The organism is Rhodobium orientis, assembly GCF_003258835.1.
Taxonomy (GTDB): Bacteria; Pseudomonadota; Alphaproteobacteria; order Rhizobiales; family Rhodobiaceae; genus Rhodobium; species Rhodobium orientis.
On sequence record NZ_NPEV01000006.1, the window covers coordinates 24,166 to 45,187 of the forward strand.

At 65.9% G+C, this 21,022-nt stretch carries 18 protein-coding genes; 8 read left to right on the top strand and 10 right to left on the bottom strand.

Annotated features, from left to right (window positions below; translation table 11 throughout):
• Positions 1–15 precede the first annotated feature (15 nt).
• The gene (locus tag CH339_RS04475; protein ID WP_111433090.1) at positions 16–366 is read right to left on the bottom strand and encodes an arsenate reductase; all 351 of its coding nucleotides are present in this window, start codon (positions 364–366) and stop codon (positions 16–18) included.
• A 719-nt stretch (positions 367–1,085) separates the two neighbouring features.
• Here CH339_RS04475 and CH339_RS04480 point away from each other — a divergent pair.
• On the top strand, positions 1,086–2,306 hold the full coding sequence (locus tag CH339_RS04480; RefSeq protein WP_111433091.1) for a lytic murein transglycosylase: 1,221 nt from the start codon (positions 1,086–1,088) through the stop codon (positions 2,304–2,306).
• Between the two features lie 81 nt (positions 2,307–2,387).
• Here the strand turns inward: CH339_RS04480 and CH339_RS24930 are convergent, their stop codons facing one another.
• Positions 2,388–4,865 (bottom strand): L,D-transpeptidase family protein, encoded by a 2,478-nt coding sequence (locus CH339_RS24930; protein ID WP_201240875.1) that lies wholly within the window; start codon positions 4,863–4,865, stop codon positions 2,388–2,390.
• 329 nt (positions 4,866–5,194) lie between these two features.
• Between CH339_RS24930 and lexA the strand changes: the two genes are divergently transcribed.
• The gene (gene lexA, locus CH339_RS04490) at positions 5,195–5,908 is read left to right on the top strand and encodes a transcriptional repressor LexA (protein ID WP_111433092.1); all 714 of its coding nucleotides are present in this window, start codon (positions 5,195–5,197) and stop codon (positions 5,906–5,908) included.
• Between the two features lie 14 nt (positions 5,909–5,922).
• Here lexA and CH339_RS04495 read toward each other — a convergent pair whose 3' ends face one another.
• On the bottom strand, positions 5,923–8,433 hold the full coding sequence (locus CH339_RS04495) for a ComEC/Rec2 family competence protein (protein ID WP_111433093.1): 2,511 nt from the start codon (positions 8,431–8,433) through the stop codon (positions 5,923–5,925).
• A 98-nt stretch (positions 8,434–8,531) separates the two neighbouring features.
• On the opposite strand from CH339_RS04495, the gene gltX reads away from it, so the two are divergent.
• Together gltX and gltA are read left to right on the top strand one after the other, a co-directional pair.
• Positions 8,532–9,953: a glutamate--tRNA ligase gene (gene gltX, locus CH339_RS04500; RefSeq protein WP_111433094.1), complete on the top strand. Its 1,422-nt coding sequence runs from the start codon at positions 8,532–8,534 to the stop codon at positions 9,951–9,953.
• A gap of 226 nt (positions 9,954–10,179) precedes the next feature.
• On the top strand, positions 10,180–11,472 hold the full coding sequence (gltA, locus tag CH339_RS04505; RefSeq protein ID WP_111433095.1) for a citrate synthase: 1,293 nt from the start codon (positions 10,180–10,182) through the stop codon (positions 11,470–11,472).
• Between the two features lie 458 nt (positions 11,473–11,930).
• Here gltA and soxB read toward each other — a convergent pair whose 3' ends face one another.
• The 6 genes from soxB to CH339_RS04535 all read right to left on the bottom strand — a co-directional run bounded on the left by soxB (position 11,931) and on the right by CH339_RS04535 (position 16,883).
• Positions 11,931–13,634: a thiosulfohydrolase SoxB gene (soxB, locus tag CH339_RS04510; protein ID WP_111433096.1), complete on the bottom strand. Its 1,704-nt coding sequence runs from the start codon at positions 13,632–13,634 to the stop codon at positions 11,931–11,933.
• A gap of 164 nt (positions 13,635–13,798) precedes the next feature.
• Positions 13,799–14,680, bottom strand: a complete 882-nt coding sequence (gene soxA / locus CH339_RS04515; RefSeq protein WP_184443274.1) for a sulfur oxidation c-type cytochrome SoxA — start codon at positions 14,678–14,680, stop codon at positions 13,799–13,801.
• Between the two features lie 143 nt (positions 14,681–14,823).
• Positions 14,824–15,150 (bottom strand): thiosulfate oxidation carrier complex protein SoxZ, encoded by a 327-nt coding sequence (gene soxZ, locus CH339_RS04520; RefSeq protein ID WP_111433097.1) that lies wholly within the window; start codon positions 15,148–15,150, stop codon positions 14,824–14,826.
• A gap of 41 nt (positions 15,151–15,191) precedes the next feature.
• Positions 15,192–15,647, bottom strand: a complete 456-nt coding sequence (gene soxY, locus CH339_RS04525; RefSeq protein WP_111433098.1) for a thiosulfate oxidation carrier protein SoxY — start codon at positions 15,645–15,647, stop codon at positions 15,192–15,194.
• 44 nt (positions 15,648–15,691) lie between these two features.
• Complete coding sequence (gene soxX / locus CH339_RS04530; protein WP_111433099.1) at positions 15,692–16,150, bottom strand: sulfur oxidation c-type cytochrome SoxX; 459 nt, start codon at positions 16,148–16,150, stop codon at positions 15,692–15,694.
• A gap of 145 nt (positions 16,151–16,295) precedes the next feature.
• Complete coding sequence (locus tag CH339_RS04535; protein ID WP_111433100.1) at positions 16,296–16,883, bottom strand: SoxW family protein; 588 nt, start codon at positions 16,881–16,883, stop codon at positions 16,296–16,298.
• A 147-nt stretch (positions 16,884–17,030) separates the two neighbouring features.
• Between CH339_RS04535 and CH339_RS04540 the strand changes: the two genes are divergently transcribed.
• Entirely contained in the window at positions 17,031–17,753 is a 723-nt protein-coding gene (locus tag CH339_RS04540; protein WP_111433101.1) for a hypothetical protein, read from the top strand.
• 33 nt (positions 17,754–17,786) lie between these two features.
• Here the strand turns inward: CH339_RS04540 and CH339_RS04545 are convergent, their stop codons facing one another.
• A complete protein-coding gene (locus CH339_RS04545; RefSeq protein ID WP_111433102.1) occupies positions 17,787–18,578 on the bottom strand; it encodes a cytochrome c biogenesis CcdA family protein in 792 nt (263 codons plus the stop codon).
• Between the two features lie 140 nt (positions 18,579–18,718).
• Between CH339_RS04545 and CH339_RS25315 the strand changes: the two genes are divergently transcribed.
• From CH339_RS25315 to CH339_RS04560, 3 genes are all read left to right on the top strand, one after another.
• Entirely contained in the window at positions 18,719–19,360 is a 642-nt protein-coding gene (locus CH339_RS25315; RefSeq protein ID WP_306461166.1) for a thioredoxin domain-containing protein, read from the top strand.
• Between the two features lie 53 nt (positions 19,361–19,413).
• The gene (locus tag CH339_RS04555) at positions 19,414–19,764 is read left to right on the top strand and encodes an ArsR/SmtB family transcription factor (RefSeq protein WP_111433103.1); all 351 of its coding nucleotides are present in this window, start codon (positions 19,414–19,416) and stop codon (positions 19,762–19,764) included.
• A gap of 150 nt (positions 19,765–19,914) precedes the next feature.
• Positions 19,915–21,006 (top strand): YeeE/YedE family protein, encoded by a 1,092-nt coding sequence (locus CH339_RS04560; protein WP_111433104.1) that lies wholly within the window; start codon positions 19,915–19,917, stop codon positions 21,004–21,006.
• The last annotated feature ends 16 nt before the right edge of the window (positions 21,007–21,022 follow it).

Genomic DNA, 21,022 nt, shown 5'->3' on the forward strand with positions numbered 1-21,022 from the left:
GGGCCCGCGCTTTGCCTATTTGCCGAAGATCGCGGCATAGCGCTCCGGCTTGAAGCCGAGTTCGATCGCAGATTCCGTCTCGACGACCGGGCGCTTGATCATCGACGGCTTTTCCAGCATCAGCGCGATCGCCTTGCCCTCGTCGAGATCGGCCTTGGCGTCGTCGGGAAGCTTGCGGAAGGTCATGCCGGCCCGATTCAGCACCTTCTCCCAGCCCGCCGCCGCACACCAGCGTTGCAGCGCCTCCCGGTCGGCCCCCTCCTTCTTGTAATCGTGAAAGACGTAGCCGATGTCGTTGGCGTCCAACCAGTCGAACGCCTTCTTCATGGTGCTGCAGTTCTTGATACCGTAGATGGCGACGGACATGGTCCCCTCCCCGAAAGATCTTCGATCTTCATAAGGTATCGGGCGCCGATTCGGTATCATCCTGGCACCCGGCGCCGACAGGCCTCGAGAGCCCGCACGTGATGCCGCGTTTTTTTGAAACAGTGCCGATTCGCGCGCCGCAACCGGGGCTGGAATGTCCCTGGAAACCCGCAATCCGTTTCATTTTGCAATTTGAAAAAGCAATGCACAGTCGACGCAACCCAAAGAACAAGTGTTTAGTACGAGATTCGGTACAATAATAATCAGCTTCTTCTAATTTAATTCAAATTCGCAGGGTTTTTCCACATCGGACCGGCATGAACTACTTTTGATCTTTGCTTTTCCCGCATCGCGGTATATTGAGTGAAAAATTCCCGCGGTTTTTTCACGCTCCGCGGTACCGGGCCTTCCGGCCGGTGTTGTCCTGTGGTTGCCGCCCGGTGCGGTTGTCGCGGCCAGACCGGCTCCGGACGCCGGTCACGAATGCCGGCGTCCTCTCACCCCCCTTTGGCGCTGGCTTGCCGGCCGGGGGACTCTCCGGATAATCCCGGTCGGCACCCTTCCCTCCCGCGCTCCGCCGTTGCTGCTCGCCAGTACGTCCTTTCGACGTCGGCCGACCGGTTCGCCGCCAGTTCAACGGCGCGGCCTCTTGCTCTATCCTTCGCGCAAGTCTGCCGGGCCCGCACTGGCGGACCTGCCGAAGGGAGCCTTTGCACCGTATGACCACCTGCCTCGTCCGTTTCCGCGCCATCGGCGCCGCCGCCCTTTGCGCCGCGGTCCTCGCTGCGCCGCACCCTGCCGACGGCGCCGATGACGCCCGGTTCCGGCAGTTCCTCGACCGCGAGATCGTGCCGGCCGCACGCGCCGCGGGTGTCTCCGCCGGAACGCTCACCCGCGAGCTATCCGGCCTTACCCCCGACACCTCGCTCCCCGGCCTGACCGGGCCCGGCGGCGGCGGGCCGCCGAAGATCAACTACCAGGCCGAGTTCCGTGCCCCGGCGCGCTATTTCTCCGACAATCGGTTCACCGCCCTCGTCCGCACCGGCCGCTCTCTGATGGCCCGGCACAAGCGGACCCTCGATGCGGTGGAGCGCCGTTTCGGCGTGCCGCGACGCATCGTGCTCGCCATCTGGGCGCGGGAATCGGGCTATGGCAGCGCCAGCATCCCGAAGGACGCGCTCCGGGTCGTCGCCACGCGCGCCTTCATGGGCCAGCGGCAGGACTTCTTCAAGAAAGAGACGATCGCCGCCCTGAAGATCCTCGACGACGGCCATATCAGGCGCCGGGAGATGAAAAGCTCCTGGGGCGGCGCGCTCGGCCAGCCGCAGTTCCTGCCGACCAGCTTCTTGCGCTACGCCGTCGACTTCGACGGCGACGGGCGGCGCGACATCTGGGGGTCCGCGCCCGACGCCCTTGCCTCGATCGCCAACTATCTGAAGGCCCATGGCTGGGTGCCGGGCCGCGACTGGGGCTATGAGGTAACGGTCCCGGCCGGCATTTCCTGCTCGCGCGAGGGGCCGGACCGCGGCCAGCCGATCGCAAAGTGGGTGCGCGAGGGCGTTCGCCGGGTCAAGGGCCGCGACTTTCCCGCCTTCGAACTGAAGCTGCCGGGCTACCTGCTGATGCCGGCCGGACGCTTCGGGCCCGCGTTCATCGCCACGGACAATTTCTTCGTGCTCAAGGAGTACAACGAGTCCGACGTCTACGCCCTTTTCGTCGGCCATCTCGCCGACCGCTACGGCAACGACGTCGGCTTCGTCGGCGACTGGCGCCCCATCCGCACCACGACCCGCGGCAAGGTCCGGCAGCTCCAGCTATCGATGGAAAAGGCCGGCCACGACGTCGGCGGCGCCGACGGGCTGATCGGCTTCAAGACAAGGCGCTCGCTCGGTGTCCTCCAGCAGCAGCGCGGCAAGGCACCAACCTGCTGGCTGGACTAGATCGGCTTTCCCAAAAAAGCGAAAGGCGCGGCCGCCACGAGGCAGCCGCGCCTTGTCGAATAGCCCCTTCCGAGCGCCGGCTTAGCCGTTGGCCTCGCGCTCCTCGTGGGTGCGGGCAAGCGCCTTCTGCAGGTAGCTGTCGCGGTCATAGACGTCGAAATAATAGCCCATGTCGCCGCCCGCCTTCGGCCAGGCCGTGAAATAGGCCACATAGACCGGGATGTCGCCACGAACCGCTTCGCTCTCGTTGACGCCGGGGGCGATGCGGCTCGACACGTAGTCCTGCGACTTGCCGAGCACGGCGGCGGCCATCAGCCGCGGATGCTGCAGGCGGATGCAGCCATGGCTGAAGGCACGGCGGTCGTGCTTGAACAGGCTCTTGGCCGGCGTGTCGTGCATGTAGATATGGTGCTTGTTCGGGAACAGGATCTTGACCCGCCCGAGCGCATTGCTGGCGCCCGGCCGCTGGCGCACATTGATCGACTGGGACTGGGTCGCGACCGCGTACCAGTCGACCGAGGACGACGACACGGCGCGCCCGCCGACCGTGGAGACCTCATAGCCGGCCCGGTCGAGATAGGACGGGTCCTTGTTCAGCTTCGGCACCATCTCGTTGACGATGATCGACAGCGGCACGCCCCAGTAGGGATTGTATTCCACCGTCTCGATCTTGTCGGTGAAGAAGCTCGTCTGGTTCGACTTCTTGCCGACGACGACGCGCATGGTCAGCGGATCGCGGCCGTCCTCGCTGTAGGTGGCGGTGAAGGCGGCCTGGTTGATGAAGACGTGGCGGCGGCCGAACGCCTCCGGCAGCCAGCGCAGACGTTCCATCGCAAGCTCGATCTTCTCGATCTTGTCGGCGTTGCTGACGCCGACCAGCGAGCGGACGGTGCTCGGCCCGACGATGCCGTCGACCGTCAGCTTGCGCTCCTTCTGGAAGTCCTTGACGAGGGCGACCAGCTCCGGCGTGTACTCCGCGCCGCCCGCATAGGCGGCAAAGGTATCCGCATGCTTTTCGGTCAGCTCCGCGGACGCTTCCGCCTTGATGGCGGCGACGACGTTGGCGACCTCGTCGCTCGACTGGCCGGGCTTCAGGAGCAGTTTCGGATCGATCTCGACGCGGGTTGCCTCGTCGGCGGCGCGAAGGGCCGCGAGCTTTTCGACCATGGCCTTGAACGTGTCGTTGTCCGGATTGTGCGAGGCCATCGCGGTCGACACGTCATCGCTCTCAGCGATCTCGGCAAGGGCCGCCGCCAGGTCGACCTTTTTGCGCGGCAGGTCGTGGTAGCCGGAGATGCGGTTGGGGTCGACCCGGCCGCGTTTGGCATCGAGCACATAGAGCAGGACCTTGGAGGTCAGCGCGAACTCAAAGCGCAGCAGCTCGCGCTCGCGGGCCTCGTCGTCGGCGTCTGCGGCAAGGTTCGGCAGTTCGACCGCGTAGTCGTCCGGCAGCAGGCCGAAACGGTCGGCCTTTGCCAGCGCATCGAGCGCGGCCTCGGCCTTGTCGTTGACGCCGTCCGCGTCGACCCAGACGAAGTGCTCGGCCGCGGCGTAGTGCGCCTTCATGGCCTTGGCCACTTCCGGAAGGGTGCGCAGCTTGAAATCAGCGAGCAGCGGACGGGCAGCATCGAAGTCGGCCGGACGGGCAGCCTCTGTGATCGCCGGTGCCGTCGTCTCGACCGGCGCGGCGGTGAGCGTGGAGCCGGTGGGCTCGGTGTCGATGCCGTCGGTCTCTAGGGGCGCCGCATCGGCAATGGCGTCGGCGGGCGTTGCATCCGTTTCCGTCGCGGCGGATGCGACCGGCGCGTCGCCGGGGGCGTCATTCGCATCGGCGATGGTGTCGATTTCGGCCGCCGGCTCGATCTCGGCCACGGTCGCCGGCTCTGCCACGGCTTCTGCGTCGCCCGACGTGGCGTTGTCGCCCCTCAGGGCCGCGGCCGCGGCAAGGAGCGCGACACCCGGATCGTTCGGATCGACGGGCGTGGTTTGCGCAGCCTCGATGCCGGCTTTCACCGGTCCTTCGGAGACGGCCTCGGCCGCGTCCGCTTCGACGTCCGGCAGCGGCGCCGACTCGACGCCGTCCACCACACCGATCGTCTCGGTCGTTTCCGGCTGGTCCGTTTCCGCCAACGCGGCGTCGGCCTCGGCACCGGCATCGTCAACCGCCGCGTCCGTCAGGTCCTCGGCATCCACCTCCGGCGCGACCCCGTCGTCGGCCGGGAGCAATTCCGCTTCAGTCTCGAGGGACGCCGGCGCGGCCGTCGTCGCCTCCGGCAGGGTCGCCAGCGGCGCCGGAGCCCGTTCCGGCACCTTCGTCAGTTCCGAAAAGGAGAAAAGCTGCTCGGCGTCCGGCTTATAGGTGTAGTAGCGCGGCGCGCTGATCCGCACCTTCACCTTCTTGCGCTGCGGCTCGGCCTTCTGGCGGTCTTCCTTGTAGTATTTCGGGTTGAACAGGCGGTCGAGAAAGCTCTGGGCATGGACCGGCCCGTCGGGGACCATGGTGAAGATTCCAACCAGGAGCCCGGCCATTCCGATGTTGCGCAGGACCGTCTTTGCCATCCGTCTTTCTGCCTCGATTCGTCTGATTTCCGCCGTTCAGCAGTGAGCCGCAACTGTGTAAGGAATTCGTTCGCGAATGCAATAAATTTGCAAAGTCGCGCCCGCTTGCCGCCGCAGTGTCGTCCAATTGCATCACCCGGAGCGGACGCCCGCCGACGGGCAAGCGAATCTCCTTTCCCGCCAATGCCCGCGTGCGATGTCGCCAACCCATGGCGTTTTCGCCCAAATCCCGCAGAACAGCGATTTTTTAACCGTTGCGGAACACATATAGAACGTGTATGTTTCGTTCGTGGTTTGTACCACGCTTTGGACCTTGCGGAGTTCGACCTATGCTGACGCCGAAACAGTATGAGCTGTTGATGTTCATTCACGAACGTTTGAAGGAATCCGGGGTCCCGCCGTCGTTCGACGAAATGAAGGATGCGCTCGACCTGCGCTCCAAATCGGGCATCCACAGGCTGATCACGGCGCTGGAAGAGCGCGGCTTCATCCGCCGGCTGCCGAACCGGGCGCGGGCGCTGGAAGTCATCAAGCTGCCGGAATCCGTTTCGCCGGGCCTTGCCTCGAGCGGCCGCGGCAGGGGGTTCCAGCCGAGTGTCATCGAAGGCTCGCTCGGGCGCGCACCCGCCGCCGCCAAGGCGGGCGGTGACGGCGATGCGCGCACCGTCACCATCCCGGTGATGGGCCGGATCGCCGCCGGCACGCCGATCGAGGCGATCCAGCACCGCACCCATTCCGTTCCGGTCCCGGCCGACCTCCTCGGCGCCGGCGAACATTACGCGCTGGAAGTGCGCGGCGATTCCATGATCGAGGCCGGCATTCTCGACGGCGATACGGTGGTCATCCGGCGCGCCGATACGGCAAACAGCGGCGACATCATCGTTGCCCTCGTCGACGAGGAGGAAGCGACGCTGAAGCGGCTGCGGCGCAAGGGGGCATCTATTGCCCTTGAGGCCGCCAACCCGGCCTACGAGACGCGCATCTTCGGGCCGGACCGGGTGCGGATCCAGGGACGGCTCGTCGGGCTCTTCAGGAGCTACTGAGTTTCGGGCATCGGTCAGCGCCGCTCGGATGGCGCGGGCGGGTGCCAGGGACGGCGGAGTTTTGGTAGCGCCGTCTCGATTTGGAAAGGCGCTTCGGTGTTGGCGCCGGTAAAGGTGAGGCTAAGCGCGCCGGACCGGGCAAGCGAGACCCGGTCGAAGACGACGGCGTGCTTGGCGCAGTCCTTCGGTGCCGCGAAGGACGCAACGACGATATCGGCGGCGCGGCAATCCTCGGCAAAGGCCAGGGACCGGCGCACCAGGGCGACGCGCCAGGAGCCGTGAACCCGTTCGGCGGCGGCAAGGCCGGTCGGAAGATCTGGCGGCGGCCGAGCCGGGGGAGTTGTGCCGTTTGCCGGCAATGCTGCGCCTGGCGGGTTCGCCGCGAGCGTTTTGCTTGCTGACGACCCCTCCACGACATCCAGCGCCATGGTGCCGCCATCCGGTGGGGCGGTGCTGTTCGGCAACGGCGTTACGACCGTATCGGCCGCGGCGCTTGGCGGTCCCCTCCCCGACATCCCCGGTTTCTTGCCGCTTCCTTCCAGGATGCAGCCGAGGTCGTCGCAGCGGACGCCGGCGACCAGGGACGGATCGTCCGTCGCGCGCGCATCGCCATCGGCGCGCAGCCAGGTTCCAACCACGAAATCGTTCTTCGCATTCGGCGCGAAATGGAGGGCACCGTCCGCACCGCGGAGCGCCACCAGGCGCCCGTCGTCGGAAATGAGGAGGTCCGGCGTTGCGGCAAGGGGCGCGAAGGCGAGCCCCAGCCCGATCCCGGCAAGGCCGAAGAGGCGGAGTCGGGTCTTCCAGAGCGCCAGCCACAACAGGCCGGCTGTCGCGCACAGGACGGCAGAACCCGGCACCCGGCCGACGATCGATCCGGTTCCCGTGGCGGCCGCCACCCAGTCGGCAATCGCGATCACCCGGTCGATGCCCCAGCCCATCGCCGGCAGGACGAGCGGGTCGAGCCCGAACGGGATGGCGATGAGCGACAGGACGCCGAGCGGCATGACGAGAAAGGCGACCAGCGGCATCGCCAGCAGATTGGCGAGAAGGCCCAGCGGCGCCAGGCGCTGGAAATGGAACACGGCAAAGGGCGCGGTCGCCATGCCGGCGATCATCGAAGTCAGCGCCAGCCCGCCGACATAGAAGCCGAGGGTGCGAAGGGCGAGGCCGGCAATCCCGCGCCGCTCAAATGCCACCGCCCCGCGCCGCTCCGACAGGATCTCGTAGGCGGCGATCAGCGCGACGACGGCGGCAAAGGACATCTGGAAGCTCGGTCCGACGACGACCTCCGGCGCCAGCGCCATGACGATGAGCGCGGCGACGGCAACGGACCGCATGGTCAGCGCCGGCCGGCCGGCAAGGATCGCGGCAAAGACGATGGCGGCCATGACGAAGGCGCGCTGGGTGGCGATGCCGGCGCCGGAAAGGCCGAGATAGACGGTGCCGGCACCGAGCGCCGTCAGGGCCGCCCACTGGCGCACCGGATGGCGCAGCGCGATTGCCGGAAAGAGCGCCAGGAGCCCGCGCACGACGCCGAAGACGGTGCCGGCAACGAGCGCCATGTGGAGGCCGGAGATGGCAAGGATATGGGCAAGCCCCGCGATCCTCAGATCCTCTGTCGTCTCCTCGGATATACCGCGGCGCTGGCCGACGATGAGGGCACTGGCGACCGCGCCCGTATCGCCGGCAAGGACGTCGCGGATGCGGGCCGCGATGGCACCGCGCGCGGCGTTGACGACGGCCGTGACCTTCAGGTCCCATGGCGGTGCGCCGAGACCCGGCCCCGCCGACTTCGGGGCGCCATAGGCAAAGCCGGTGGCGCCGATGCCGGCGAAATATTGCGCCCGTGCGAAATCGTAGCCGCCGGGGATTGGCGGTCCGCGCGGAGGGCGCAGGCGGCCGCGCACCAAGACCCCGTCGCCGGCGCGCAGCCGAATGTCTCCCGGATGGCGCACGGACATCCGCACCCGGTACGGCTGGTCGGGGCTCGAGACGCGGGAAATCGAGGCGACCCGGATGAGCAGTCGCAGGCCGCCGCGCGCCTCCTCGATGTCCTCCACCCAGCCGATCACGGTCGCCGTTTGCTCTCGTTCGAGCCGCGGCGCGCTGACCAGCTCGGTGCGCGCCTTGGCGATCGCAAGCCCGACCGCGATCGCCGCAATAAGCGCCGCAATCGGGAACCCGAACGGCCTTTCCCTGAGCCGCCGCGCGATCACGACCGTGGCAAGGCAGAGGCCGGAAAGCGCCCAGAGCATCGGCTCGCGCGGCAGCGAGAAATAGATGCCGATGCCGACAGCCATGCCGACGGGCAGCCACAGAAAGCCGCGCCCGGCCTCGATCTCGTTCAGGAACCGCGCGCCAAGCCAGAGCCGCGCGACGTCCGCGCGCGCCGCGAGCCGGCCGCGCCAGGAGGGCCCGCCCGGCCGGCGATAACGGCCGACGCGCCGGCGCGCCCGGGCGTCCGCAACGCCCCGGCCGGTCTCCTGCTCGTCCGTTTCTTCGCTTTCCGGTCGCTCCGACATCCCCGTCCGGCTCGTCTTCAGTCCGCGATCCGGCCATGCTACACCATCGCCGCCGGCGAAGAGCCGGATTCCCGATACACCGGCAAAGGCTCGCTTTCATGGTTTCGCCCGTCATTACCCGCTTCGCCCCCTCGCCGACCGGATTCCTGCATATCGGCGGCGCGCGCACGGCGCTCTTCAACTGGCTCTATGCCAAGGCGAATGGCAGCCGGATGCTGCTGCGGATCGAGGACACCGACCGCGAGCGCTCGACGGATGCGGCGGTCGCGGCGATCCTCGACGGCCTCACCTGGCTCGGCATCGACTGGGACGGCGAGGCGATCTCGCAATTTGAGCGCGCCGACCGGCACCGCGAGGTCGCCGACGCCCTGATCGCCTCAGGCCACGCCTATCGCTGCTACACGACGCCGGAAGAACTGACGGAAATGCGCGAGAAGGCCCGTGCCGAGGGCCGGCCGCCGCGCTATGACGGGCGCTGGCGCGACCGGGATGCGAGCGAGGCCCCGGAAGGCGCTCCCTTCGTGGTGCGCATCAAGGCGCCGCTCGACGGCGACACGGTGGTCGAGGACCATGTCCAGGGCCGGGTTACCTTTCCGAACAAGGACCTCGACGATTTCGTCATCCTCAGGTCCGACGGCTCGCCGACCTACATGCTCTCCGTCGTCGCCGACGACCACGATATGGAGATCACCCATATCATCCGCGGCGACGACCACCTGACCAACGCCGCCCGCCAGACCCTGATCTATAGAGCGATGGGCTGGGACGTGCCGGAATTCGCCCATATCCCGCTGATCCACGGGCCGGACGGCGCGAAGCTCTCCAAGCGCCACGGCGCGCTCGGCGTCGAGGCCTATCGCGCCATGGGCTACCTGCCGGCGGCGATGCGCAATTATCTCGCCCGGCTCGGCTGGAGCCATGGCGACGACGAGATCTTTTCGACCGAGGAGATGATCTCCTGGTTCGGGCTCGATGCCATCGGCAAGTCGCCCGCGCGGTTCGACTTCGCCAAGCTGGAAAACCTCAACGGCCACTACATGCGCACCGCCGCCGACAGCGACCTGCTCGGCGCCATCGTCGCGCTGCTGCCCCATGTGGAGGGCGGCCCGGCGCTCGCCGCAAAGCTCGACGAGACGACGAAGGCGCAGCTGTTGGCGGCCATGCCCGGCCTCAAAGAGCGCGCAAAGACGCTCCTGGAACTCATTGACGGATCGCAGTTTATCTTTTCGGAACGGCCGCTCGATCTCGACGACAAGGCCGCAAAAATCCTCTCCGACGAGGCCCGCGACGTGCTCGCCCGGCTGGTGCCGGAGCTGGAGACGGTCGAGCCGTGGAGCGCGGAAGGCTGCGAGGCGGTCGTGCGGGCCTTTGCAGACCGCGAGGCGTTGAAGCTCGGCAAGGTCGCCCAACCCTTGCGCGCCGCGCTGACGGGCCGCGGCACCTCTCCGGGCATCTTCGACGTGCTTTGTGTGCTCGGCAAGGAGGAGAGCCTTCTGCGCCTGCGAGATCAGGCCGCCTGAGACACCGAATAGCCATAAAACGCCGCGGAAATCCGGGCAATCGCGTCGATTTATCTTTTTCGCATATGCGAAACCACGGCGGGCTCGCGCTTGCGGCATTATGTCAAATCGGATACGCATTCTCGACAAGCTGTGCCCGCAGTTGCGCGTCCGGCGACGGCCGGTTGGGGTTGACCGCCGACGCCCCGCGTCTGACGGTCGGGATTTTGACGAAGGGATTGTGTGAATGAACGAAAAACAAGCAAAGCTTACCCTCGGCGAGACCGAGATCTCCCTGCCGGTCCACGAAGGCTCGATCGGCCCGGATGTCATCGACATCACCAATCTCTACAAAGAGACGCATTGCTTCACCTACGATCCGGGCTTCACCTCGACCGGCGCCTGTTCCTCTGAAATCACCTATATCGACGGCGACGAGGGCACGCTGCTCTATCGCGGCTACCCGATCGAGCAGCTCGCCGACCAGGGCGACTTCCTGGAGAGCTGTTACCTGCTGCTTTACGGCGAACTGCCGACCTTTGCGCAGAAGGAGAACTTCGTTCACCGGATCACCTACCACACGATGATCCACGAACAGATGATGCGGTTCTTCTCCGGGTTCAGGCGTGATGCCCATCCGATGGCCGTCATGGTCGGCACAGTCGGCGCGCTGTCGGCCTTCTACCACGACTCCCTGGACATTGCCGATCCGCACCAGCGGATGGTGGCCTCGCTCCGGATGATCGCGAAAATGCCGACGATCGCGGCAATGGCCTTCAAATATTCGATCGGCCAGCCCTTCGTCTATCCGCGCAACGACCTCGACTATGCCGCCAACTTCCTGCACATGTGCTTTGCGGTGCCGTGCGAGGAGTACAAGGTCAATCCGGTGCTGGCGCGGGCGATGGACCGCATCTTCATCCTCCATGCCGACCACGAGCAGAACGCGTCGACCTCGACCGTGCGGCTCGCCGGCTCGTCGGGCGCCAATCCGTTCGCCTGCATCGCGGCCGGCATCGCCTGCCTCTGGGGGCCCGCCCATGGCGGCGCCAACGAGGCCGCCCTCAACATGCTGCACGAGATCGGCTCGGTCGACCGCATTCCGGAATACATCAAGCGCGCCAAGGACAAGAACGATCCGTTCCGGCTGATGGGCTTCGGCCACCGGGTCTACAAGAACTACGACCCGCGCGCCCGGATCATGCAGAAGACCACCCACGAGGTGCTCGGCGAGCTCGGCATCAAGGACGATCCGCTCCTGGAAGTCGCCATGGAGTTGGAACGGATCGCCCTCAGCGACGAGTATTTCGTCGACAAGAAGCTCTATCCGAACATCGACTTCTATTCCGGCATCACGCTCAGGGCGCTCGGCTTTCCGACCACCATGTTCACGGTGCTGTTCGCGCTCGCGCGCACCGTCGGCTGGATCGCCCAGTGGAAGGAGATGGTCGAGGATCCGTCCCAGAAGATCGGCCGGCCGCGCCAGCTCTACACCGGCGCGCCGAAGCGCGACTACGTGTCGATCTCGCAGCGGCGCTAGGCCCGGTCGGTACGACAGACAAAAAGACCCCGCCGGAGCGATCCGGCGGGGTTTTTTATCCCTTACCTACGGGGCCGGGAACGCGATGCGCGCTGGTCGCCAACCGCTCCCGCGGCTTTGCCGCGCTTGGCACGGGGGTCAGGCTGCCGCGGGGCGCATGCCGACATCGCTGAGTGAAGGCAAACGCCCTATGGATTGCCGCGTCGGCCTAGCGGCCTCCTCGCAATGACGTTGAAATTATTTAGAAAATCGCCCTGAATACGTTGTTACGAGCGCAGCGAAGCAATCCAGGCTGCCTTGCAGCGCATGCCAGCCCAAGGGATTGAAATCAGACGCCCTATGGGTTGCCTGCTCAAGCTCGGCAATGACGCATGAGAGCGGCCCCTACGAAGAGCAAACCCGCCTTCTCGTCGGCTGAGCGGTCGATATCGGCTCGCTTCCCGCCGATGTGCCCCGATTCAGATCCCGACGACCTTGACCGCATCATGCGCCGACACGCTGACAGTGCCCTTGGCCTTGATGTGAGCCTCGACCACGTCCCAGACGGGCGGGCCTTCGGTGCCTTCGTTGACGCTGGCCCAGCCGGCGACGACGTAGGATTTTGCCGGGTCGATGGGATCGCCCGATTTCAGGTGGGTCATTGCCGTAATACGGCTGCCCATCGCGGCCGTCGGATCGATGGTGTAGCCGAGGCCGCCGACGCGAACCATGTCGCCGCCCTGCTGGTAATAGGGATCGACGTTGAAGAGGTTGTCGGCGACGTCCTCCAGGATGTCCTTCAGGAGCTGACCCGTCATCTCGCTGCGGTAGGCCTCCGGATAGGTCATGGAGGTCTGGGTGTGGATGTCCTCCACGGTGATGTCCGCTCCCGGGATCAGCGAGGTGCCCCAGCGGAATCCCGGGGACAGGGCGATCTCGGCGTCCCGCTCCGACAAGAGCGCATCGCAGATGAGGTCGTCGAAGGTGCCGTTGAAATTGCCGCGCCGGTAGAGCAGCGACTCCGTGCTGCCGATGACGCGGGCAAGTTCGTCGGCGTAGGGCGCGCGGAGCTTGTCGATGAGTGCGGCGGTTTCCGGATCCGGGGTGATGACGTCGGAAAAGACCGGGATCAGCCGGTAGCGGAAATCCTTGACGCCGTCCGCGCCGACATCGAGGTCGAGTCGGGAGACGAACTTGCCGTTCGACCCCGTGGCGACCAGCAGCGTCTTGCCGACCTTGACCGCCTCCGGCAGGGCGTCGTGGGTGTGGCCGGTGAGGATGACGTCGATCCCCTCCACCCTGGACGCGAGCTTGCGGTCGACGTCGAAGCCGTTGTGGGAGAGCAGCACGACGAGGCCCGCCCCCTCGCCGCGCGCGGCCTCCACATGGGCCTGGACGTCTTCCTCGCGGATGCCGAACGACCATTTGGGAAACATCCAGCGCGGATTGGCGACCGGAGTGTAGGGAAAGGCCTGGCCGATGACGGCGACCTTGACGCCGCCGCGCTCGAAATAGGCGGTGGACTCAAAGGCCGGCTCCTCCCACTCCGTGTCGCGGACATTGCCGGCAAGGAACGGGAACGGCAGGCCTTCGACGATCTCCTCGACCCGGTCCTGGCCAAGGGTGAATTCCCAGTGACCGGTCATGGCGTCGGGCTTGAGGGCATTCATCAGCTCCACCATGTCGGCGCCCTTGGTCTGGTAGGTCGTGTAGCTGCCCTGCCAGGTGTCGCCGCCGTCCAGGAACAGCGTGTTGTTGGGGCGCTCGGCGCGGATCCTGTTGACGATCGTGGCGATGCGGTCGATGCCGCCCATCCGGCCATAGGTGCGGGCAAGGGCGGAAAAGTCGACCGACGTCAGGGCGTAGGCGGCGGCAGAACCCGGCTCGATGCCGAAGGTGCTCAGGAAATCCTTGCCGGTGATGTGCGGCGGCAGGCCGGCGACCTCGCCGACGCCGATATTGACGGACGGCTCGCGGAAATAGACCGGCTTCATCTGGGCGTGCATGTCGGTGATGTGGGCGAGCGTGACGTTGCCGAGAGGCTCGAAAGCGAGCAAATCGTCCTCGGTCATCGCCTGCTGCGCCATCGCCCGTGTCCAGCCGGCAAGGCTGCCGGTGCCGGCGATCGCGGCGGTGGCAAGGGCGATCTGCAGGAATTCCCGTCGCGTCGTATCGATCAGCATTTTTTTCAAGGTTCCCTTGGGCTCTTCTGGGCTCGTCTCGGCCCGTCGCCTCCGCCGATTTGGATGGCGCGGCCGGCGCCGCGGCGCCCGGCGGCGCGGTGTCGTCGTTGCGATGTCGGGAGACGGCCCGGCGCGCTCCCCCAAGCGTTCCGGGCCGCCCGTTGCTACTGGCGCACGGCCGGCGTTTCGACGGAAAGGCCGGAGCCGCGCCAGGCCGTGTAGACCTCAAGGGCGACGAACTCGTCGGAGCCGCGCTTGTAGGCCTTGGCCCGGACCTGGTCCATGCAGCCCTTGAAGCGACGGTGCAGCGAGCCGAGCTTCTGCCATTTCAGCCGGTAGGTCGGAAAGCCGTTGGTCTGGCCCTGGCTGAGCAGGTCGGCGCGGATGTACTTGCCGTTATTGTCTTCGTGGCAGTTGGCGCAGGCGAGATCGAGCTGGCCCATGCGCGTGTAATAGAGCTTCTGGCCGCGCTCCCACCACGCCATCATATCCCCGGCCTCCAGGTTGACGTTGACCGGCATGCCGCGGGACTGCAGGCCGATGAGCGCGGTCATGCCGAGCATCTGATCGGACTCCCACTTCCACGGCTCGGCCCCCATGCGCTCCTTGCGGCACTGGTTGATCTTGTCTTCCAGCGGCATCGGGCGGTTCTTGTCCGTGCTCCATTTCGGCATCTTGGCGCGCACGCCCTTCATGGAGTCCTCGACGTCGCCGTGGCAGGACTCACAGGACTTTCCGGCCTCGCCTTCGGCGGTCGACCAGGCTTCCTCGCCGCGTTCGACCCACAGGAAGGCTGGATTGCTGAAGTCGTCGAGCTGCAGGGCCTGGGTATCGCGGGTGCGGAACTCAAAGCCGGAGACAACCCATTTGAGCGGGTGTCCCTGAGGCGATTTCAGCCGGGTCAAGAGCTTCTCGCCCTCGATGCTCGGCAGGTTGGTGCGGCCGCTTTCCTCGTCCTGGGCCAGCGACGCAGAGATGCCGAGACCGGCGAGCGCCAGCGCAACGCCGCCCACCACCGACCTTTTCACGGTTGTCGTGAAGGCCATTTTCCGTTTCCTCCTTCCCCAGCGCGCGGCGCTTGTTGTTGTCCCCGGATCGAATTCTTCGCCGGTGCCGCGCGCACCTTGTGTCTTGTTCTGTTTTTCGCGCGCCCCGCAGCTCGTGCGCCGCGGGCGCGCTTTGGCTCGCCCTATTCGACGGAGATTTCCTCTTCCTTGGTGTAGACCGAGCCGTCGTCGTCGACCCAGGTGAAGACAAAGGTCCCGGATTCCGGCACCTTCATGTTGAATTCGAAATAGGGATTGGCCGAGATCGCCGGCTCCAGATTGGTCTCGAAGACCTTCTGGCCGTTGAACTCGCAGGTGAAGGTGTTGATGATCTTGCGCGGGATCGGCTTGCCGTCCTTGCCCTTGCGCTGACCGGATTCCATGGTGTGGCTGATCAGCGTCTTGATGGTGATCACCTCACCGGCCTTGGCCTTTTTCGGAACTTTGACGCGCGGTTTCGACTTCGCCATGTCTTTCTCCTGAACTCCTTGAGATCTTTTCTTGCTTTGGCTCAGCCGCCGCAGCCGCCGATGGTCACTTTCACGGGCTTGGTGTCCATGTAGAACGCGCCCTTGCTGGTCTTGGCCACGGCCACCAGGTCCTGCGTCTTGGCCAGCCGCATGCGGGTCGAGGCCGCCGCCTTGCCGGAGAGCGCGGTGAAGTGGAAGGTGGCGACGCCGGGGCGCGGATTGGCCGGGGCAAGCAGCATCACGGTCTCGATGTGATCGTCCGCAGTCATCGGGCTGTCGATCTCAAAGCCGACGGGAACGGTGTTGCCGTTCTCGGCGATCTCCGGCGCGGACAGGCTGATCTTGCCGCTTTCGGGCGTCGCGCCGCCGGTGAATTCGTCGATCAGCTTCTGGGCCTCGCCCTCGGCGGCAAAGGCCGGCAGGCCGATGGCGCCCGCCATCACCGCGACGGCGCCGCCGGCGGCAACCAGAAGGGCTTCGCGTCGTGTCAGTTCCATGTGTCTTGATCCCTTGGTGTGTCGGTTGACCGGGCAAGGCCCGCTTAATGTTCCTTGAAGGTGGAAAGGTAGGAGAGCACATCCTCGACCTGCTTGGCGGTCAGGATCGACTTGCCGGCGAAGGAGTCCATCACCCGTGTGAAGCCTTCGGACTTGTAGAAGGCCGGCATCATCGTGCCGTCGAAGACCTGTTTGGCATTGACCAGGATGAGGCGAAGCTGGGCCTCCGAATACCGGTCGGCGACGCCGTCGAGCGCCGGACCGATCTCGCCGTGGAAGGGATGGTTCTTCAGCTTGGTGACGGCGTGGCAGGCCAGGCAGTTGCCGAGCTTGCGGTTGAGCATCGCTTCCTCGCCGGCGGCCGGATCGCCGGGCTTGCCGGTCAGCGAGGCGGGGATACCGCCGTCGACAATCTCGTAGCTCTTGGAGCTGTCGGCGCTCGCCGCGCCGGCACCGAGCGCCAGCAGCGCGGCCGGTGCCAGGCACCTGAGAAGTTTCCACATGGGCGTTTCTTCCTTTTCCCCTTGTTGTCGCTCCGGTCTCTAAAACCGGTTGTCGTCGGACCGCTCGGCATATGCCGGGAGCCCGCCGGCGGCCGCCGCTTTTTCACCGCGGGGTGCCGCCCTTTGCCGGATCATCGCGCCGGCGTCAGTTCACCCTCCTTGCGAAGGACCGGAAGGATTCGGTCTCGTAGGCGGCTTCCTTCACGTAGCGGAACATCGCCAGGAAATAGCGCGGCTTCAGGTAGCCCGGCGCGCGCGTCACCTCGCGCTCCATCGCCGCCTTTTCCGCCAGCCCTTCGGCCGAGGCCGGAAAGAACTGGAAGGTCGGGGTGAAGCGGACCTGGTATTTGCGGGCGAGCGCCTTTTCCGACAGCTCCTCGCCGTCGAAATCGGTGACGATGCGCGAGCCGATGATGTTGAGCTGCAGGATGTCGAAATTCTCGCGGATATAGCCGTCGATCTCGGGGTCGGCGAAATTGACGAAATGGGTCTCCCTGCAATAGGGGCAGCCCTTCAGCTCCCACATCACCGCGAACCGCTTGCCGGCATCCGCCGCCGTCGTCAGGTCGTCGCCCAGCTCCAGGAAGCTGTCGAGGAACCAGGGCTGGCGGTAGAGCCCGTCCTCGGTCAGTTGCGGTTCCGCACGCGCCGGCCGCGGTGCGAACCCGTTCGTTCCGACCAAAGAAAGAGCGGCTGCGCCGGCGAGCGCGGCGCGGCGGGTGACCCCGGTCATTTCCCCTCACGTTCTTGTTGTTGTTGGCCGCCTTCGGATCGTTCGACCGATCCGAAGGCAACGCCATTTCATATTCGAAAATTGTTATTTATTCTGAACAATATCGCAAGCCCCGATTTCGGCGGGGGCGCAAGGGGAGGAAAAATAATGCTCAAATCAATCCTTTACGGAGCGATTTTTGTGCTCGCTCTGCCGGCGGGAGCCGCTGCGGGGGAAACCGCATCACTCCTGAAGGCCATCGACGGCGCGTTCGCACATTATCGTGAAGCGGTCAGCTATCTGCGCACCGGCAACACGGATTTGGCGGCCATCGAGCTTGAGTCCATGGGCGATGGCTGGAAGTCGGTGGCGGCGGAATACGGCACAACGCCGCCGGACGGCTTCGACGGCAATGCGCTCTACGACCGCGTGATGTCGCAAACCGGCCCGACCCTCGACGAGGCGCTGGCGCTGATCGATGCCGGCAAGGCGGAGGCCGCTCGCGACCTCCTCGTCCCCTTGCGCGGCGAGATGGTGCAGTTCCGCGCCGAGAGCCGAATCTACACCCTCACCGACTGCCTCTTTGAGGCCTCAACGGCAATGGACGGGCTCTTTGCCTACAAGGGAAAGCCGCCCGCGCACGACGACTGGACGGCGCGAGCCGATGCGGTCGGCAAGGCCGCCGTCTACGGGGCGACGCTGGAACGCTGCGATGCGCTGGCCATTGACGACGTCAAGGCCGATCCGGAATTCCGCCGCCTCGTCGACGGGGCGATCGCCAGTTCGGCGCGCATTGCCGAGGCCATCGGCGCCAAGGACGACGGCCTGCTCTACCGGCTCCTCATCGAACTGAGGTCCCTCGACCGGCTGATGTTCTACCGCTTCGGCTGAGGGCGTCCATCGGCCCTCATCCGTTGCCGGCGCTCAGGCGCCCTGCCGGCCGCTGCCGAGGAGGTCCAGCATGTTCTCCTCGAACTTCTGCATGCCGGGGAAGGTGTCGAGCATCCAGGCGCCGGCCTGGGCGCTCCACATGAAGAAGTCGCCGGTCAGGAACAGCACCCCGACGCAGACGAGGAAGACGCCGACGACCTTCTCGATGACGCCCATATAGCGCCTCACCCCCTTCATCAGGCCGAGGAAGCGGTCGGTGAAGAAGCCGGCGAGGATGAACGGGATGCCGAGGCCGGCGGAGAACAGCGCCAGCAGGAAGACGCCTTCCCAGACCGCGGCGCGGTCGGCGGCGAGCGACAGGATGGTGGCGAGCACCGGGCCGACGCAGGGCGACCAGGCAAAGCCGAAGGCAAGGCCGATCAGATAGGCGCCGATATAGGTCGCCTGGCCTGTGTTGACGTTGAGCCGCGCCTCGCGGGAGAGGAACCCGATCCTGAACAGCCCGAGGAAATGGAGGCCCATGACAACGATGATGACGCCAGCCGCGATCTCGAACCAGCTCCGGTAGGCCTGCACCATCTGGCCGAGCGCCGTCGCCGTCGCCCCCATCAGCGTGAAGATGGTGGAAAAGCCGAGAACGAACAGGATGACCGAGGTCATCACCTTGCGCCGCGAGACGGCGATGTCCTCCTCGCTGGTCAGTTCATCGAGCGAGACGCCGGCGACGTAGCACAGATACAGCGGCACGATCGGCAGCACGCAGGGCGACACGAAGGCGATCAGGCCGCCGACGAAGGCGCCGAGATAGGTTACGTCAAATCCCATGGCCGCTCACTTCCCCCAAAAACCGGCCGAATTGACGCGCCGGTGACATTTCGATTTCGCATTCCAAGACGCGCATATATCATAAAACCCGATGCGGAAAGCCGGCGATCGGCAAACTCGCACCATCGTGATGGGGTCAAATGCTCACGCGCTTCAAGCTCCTCAGGCGCTGCCTCTTCGGTTTCCTGACCGGCCTCGTGCTCTCGGCGGGCCCGGCGGGCGCGGCCGAACTCCTCGTCCTGGAGCGCGACGGCTGTCCCTGGTGCGAACGGTTCGATGCCGAGATCGCGCCGATCTATCCAAAGACCGCGGAAGGCCGGCGCGCCCCGCTTCGCCGAATCGATATCCACCAGCCGCTGCCGGACGATCTGAAGGACATCCGGCTTGAGACCTTTACACCAAGTTTCGTGCTTGTCGAAGACGGCAGGGAAATCGGGCGGATTCGCGGCTATCCCGGCGAGGAGTTCTTCTGGTTCATGCTCTCGGAGCTGCTCGCCAAGCTGGAAAAGCGCCAGCATTCCGGGCTTTTTCCCGCAACGCCCCCGCCGCCCGGGCCGGGCGATGCCTTTTTCCGGCGACCGCAGGCCGCAGCAGGCACGCCGCGGCCTGCCGTCGCGCCGGGCCGCGACTTCACGGCCGCGGCGGAGTGCGGTAAGGTCAGCAATGCTGTCCGTCTGCCGGAACCACGGGCCATTCCGGCACGTTTCGGCGAAGGCTGCCGCGAAGGCCGATCCTATTCACAACGCTCAATTGGCGGACTGTTGAGACTTCGCACTGTATGAAAGCGAATGTGAGTCCGTTGCGCCGCGGATGACGGGGCAAGAGGAGAACTGATTTGACCGTACCCAGCGTTCAGGAATTGGTGTATTCGCCGGAGCTGGAACGCATCGTCGACAACGCCAAGGAAGCGAGCGACTTCCTGAAGGCGCTTTCCCACGAAAGCCGGCTGTTGATCCTGTGCATCCTCGCCGAGGGCGAAAAATCCGTCACCGAACTGGAATCGATGCTGGCGCTGAGGCAGCCGACCGTCTCGCAGCAGCTCGCGCGGTTGCGCATGGACCGTCTGGTGTCGACCCGCCGGGAAGGCAAGACGATCTATTACAGCATTGAAAACAAGAACGTGCATCGGGTGATCGACGCCATCTACGACGTCTTCTGCCGGCCGGACTGCCGCCCGGGTCAATAGCTCCTCCCAGCTCATTGCCCGGCGCTCCGCAGCGGCTTTCGCGCAAAAACAGACCTTCGCCCGAGATCAAATCTCACCTTGCCTCTTGTACTTTAGACAATTCCGATGCTCGATAGGGAAAACAAAAACCCTTAGGGCTAGGAAACGTCGATGGAAGGACTCGCCGCGCCTGTGGCCGGCGCGCTGTGCGGCTTTGCCGGCGGCGCGGTCATGGGATACGCGGCCCGTACGGGCCGTTTCTGCACATTGCAGGCGCTGGAAGACGCGTTCTTTGCGGGCGATCTGCGCCGGCTGCGCGCCTGGGCCCTGGCGATCGCGGTCGCCCTCGTCATCACCCAGACGGCGGTGTCCGCCGGCCTCGTCGACCTCTCCCTTTCCATCTACCACCACACCACTTTTCCGTGGCTGAGCGCGATCCTCGGCGGGCTCCTGTTCGGCGCCGGCATGGCGCTGGTCGGCACCTGCGGCTTCGGCACGCTCGCCCGCATCGGCGGCGGCGATCTGCGCGCCATCGTCGTCTTTCTCGTCATCGGGGTCTCGGCCTATACGGCGATGGCCGGCATTACCGGCATGTTCCGGGAAAACGTCCTCGACCTTGCCGCCATCGACCTTGCGCCCATCGGCGGCGCCGGCCTCAACACCATCCTCGACACTGCGTTCGGGCTCAACACCGGGCCGTTCTGGGGCTATGCGATCGCCCTTGGCCTTGCCCTTTGGGCCCTCAAGGACGCGTTCTTCCGGGCGACCTGGCGGCTCGTCGTCGCCGGGCTCGCGGTGGGGGCGGCCGTCGGCTTCGGCTGGATCGCCACCGGCTATCTGATCGCCGATCCGTTCGATCCGCAGCGCGTGGAATCGTTCACTTTCGTGCGCCCGCTCGGCAACACCATCGTCTATGTGATGACCTATTCCGGCGCCACGATCGATTTCGGCATCGGCGCCGTCCTCGGCGTCATCGCCGGTGCCTTCGGCGGCGCGATCCGGGCGCGCGACTTCCGCTGGGAGGCCTGCGACGACGCGCGCGAGCTGCGCCGCCATCTGGTCGGGGCCTTCTTCATGGGAACCGGCGGCGTGCTTGCCATGGGCTGCACCATCGGCCAGGGGCTGTCGGCCGTCGCCACGTTGTCTATCACCGCACCGGTGGTGATGATTTCGATCGCGCTCGGGGCAAGGCTCGGGCTTGCCTGGCTGATGGAGGGTTCACTCCTCGGCCTCTTCGCAGCGCTACAGCCACCGCGACGATAAGCGGACCGTCCGAAGT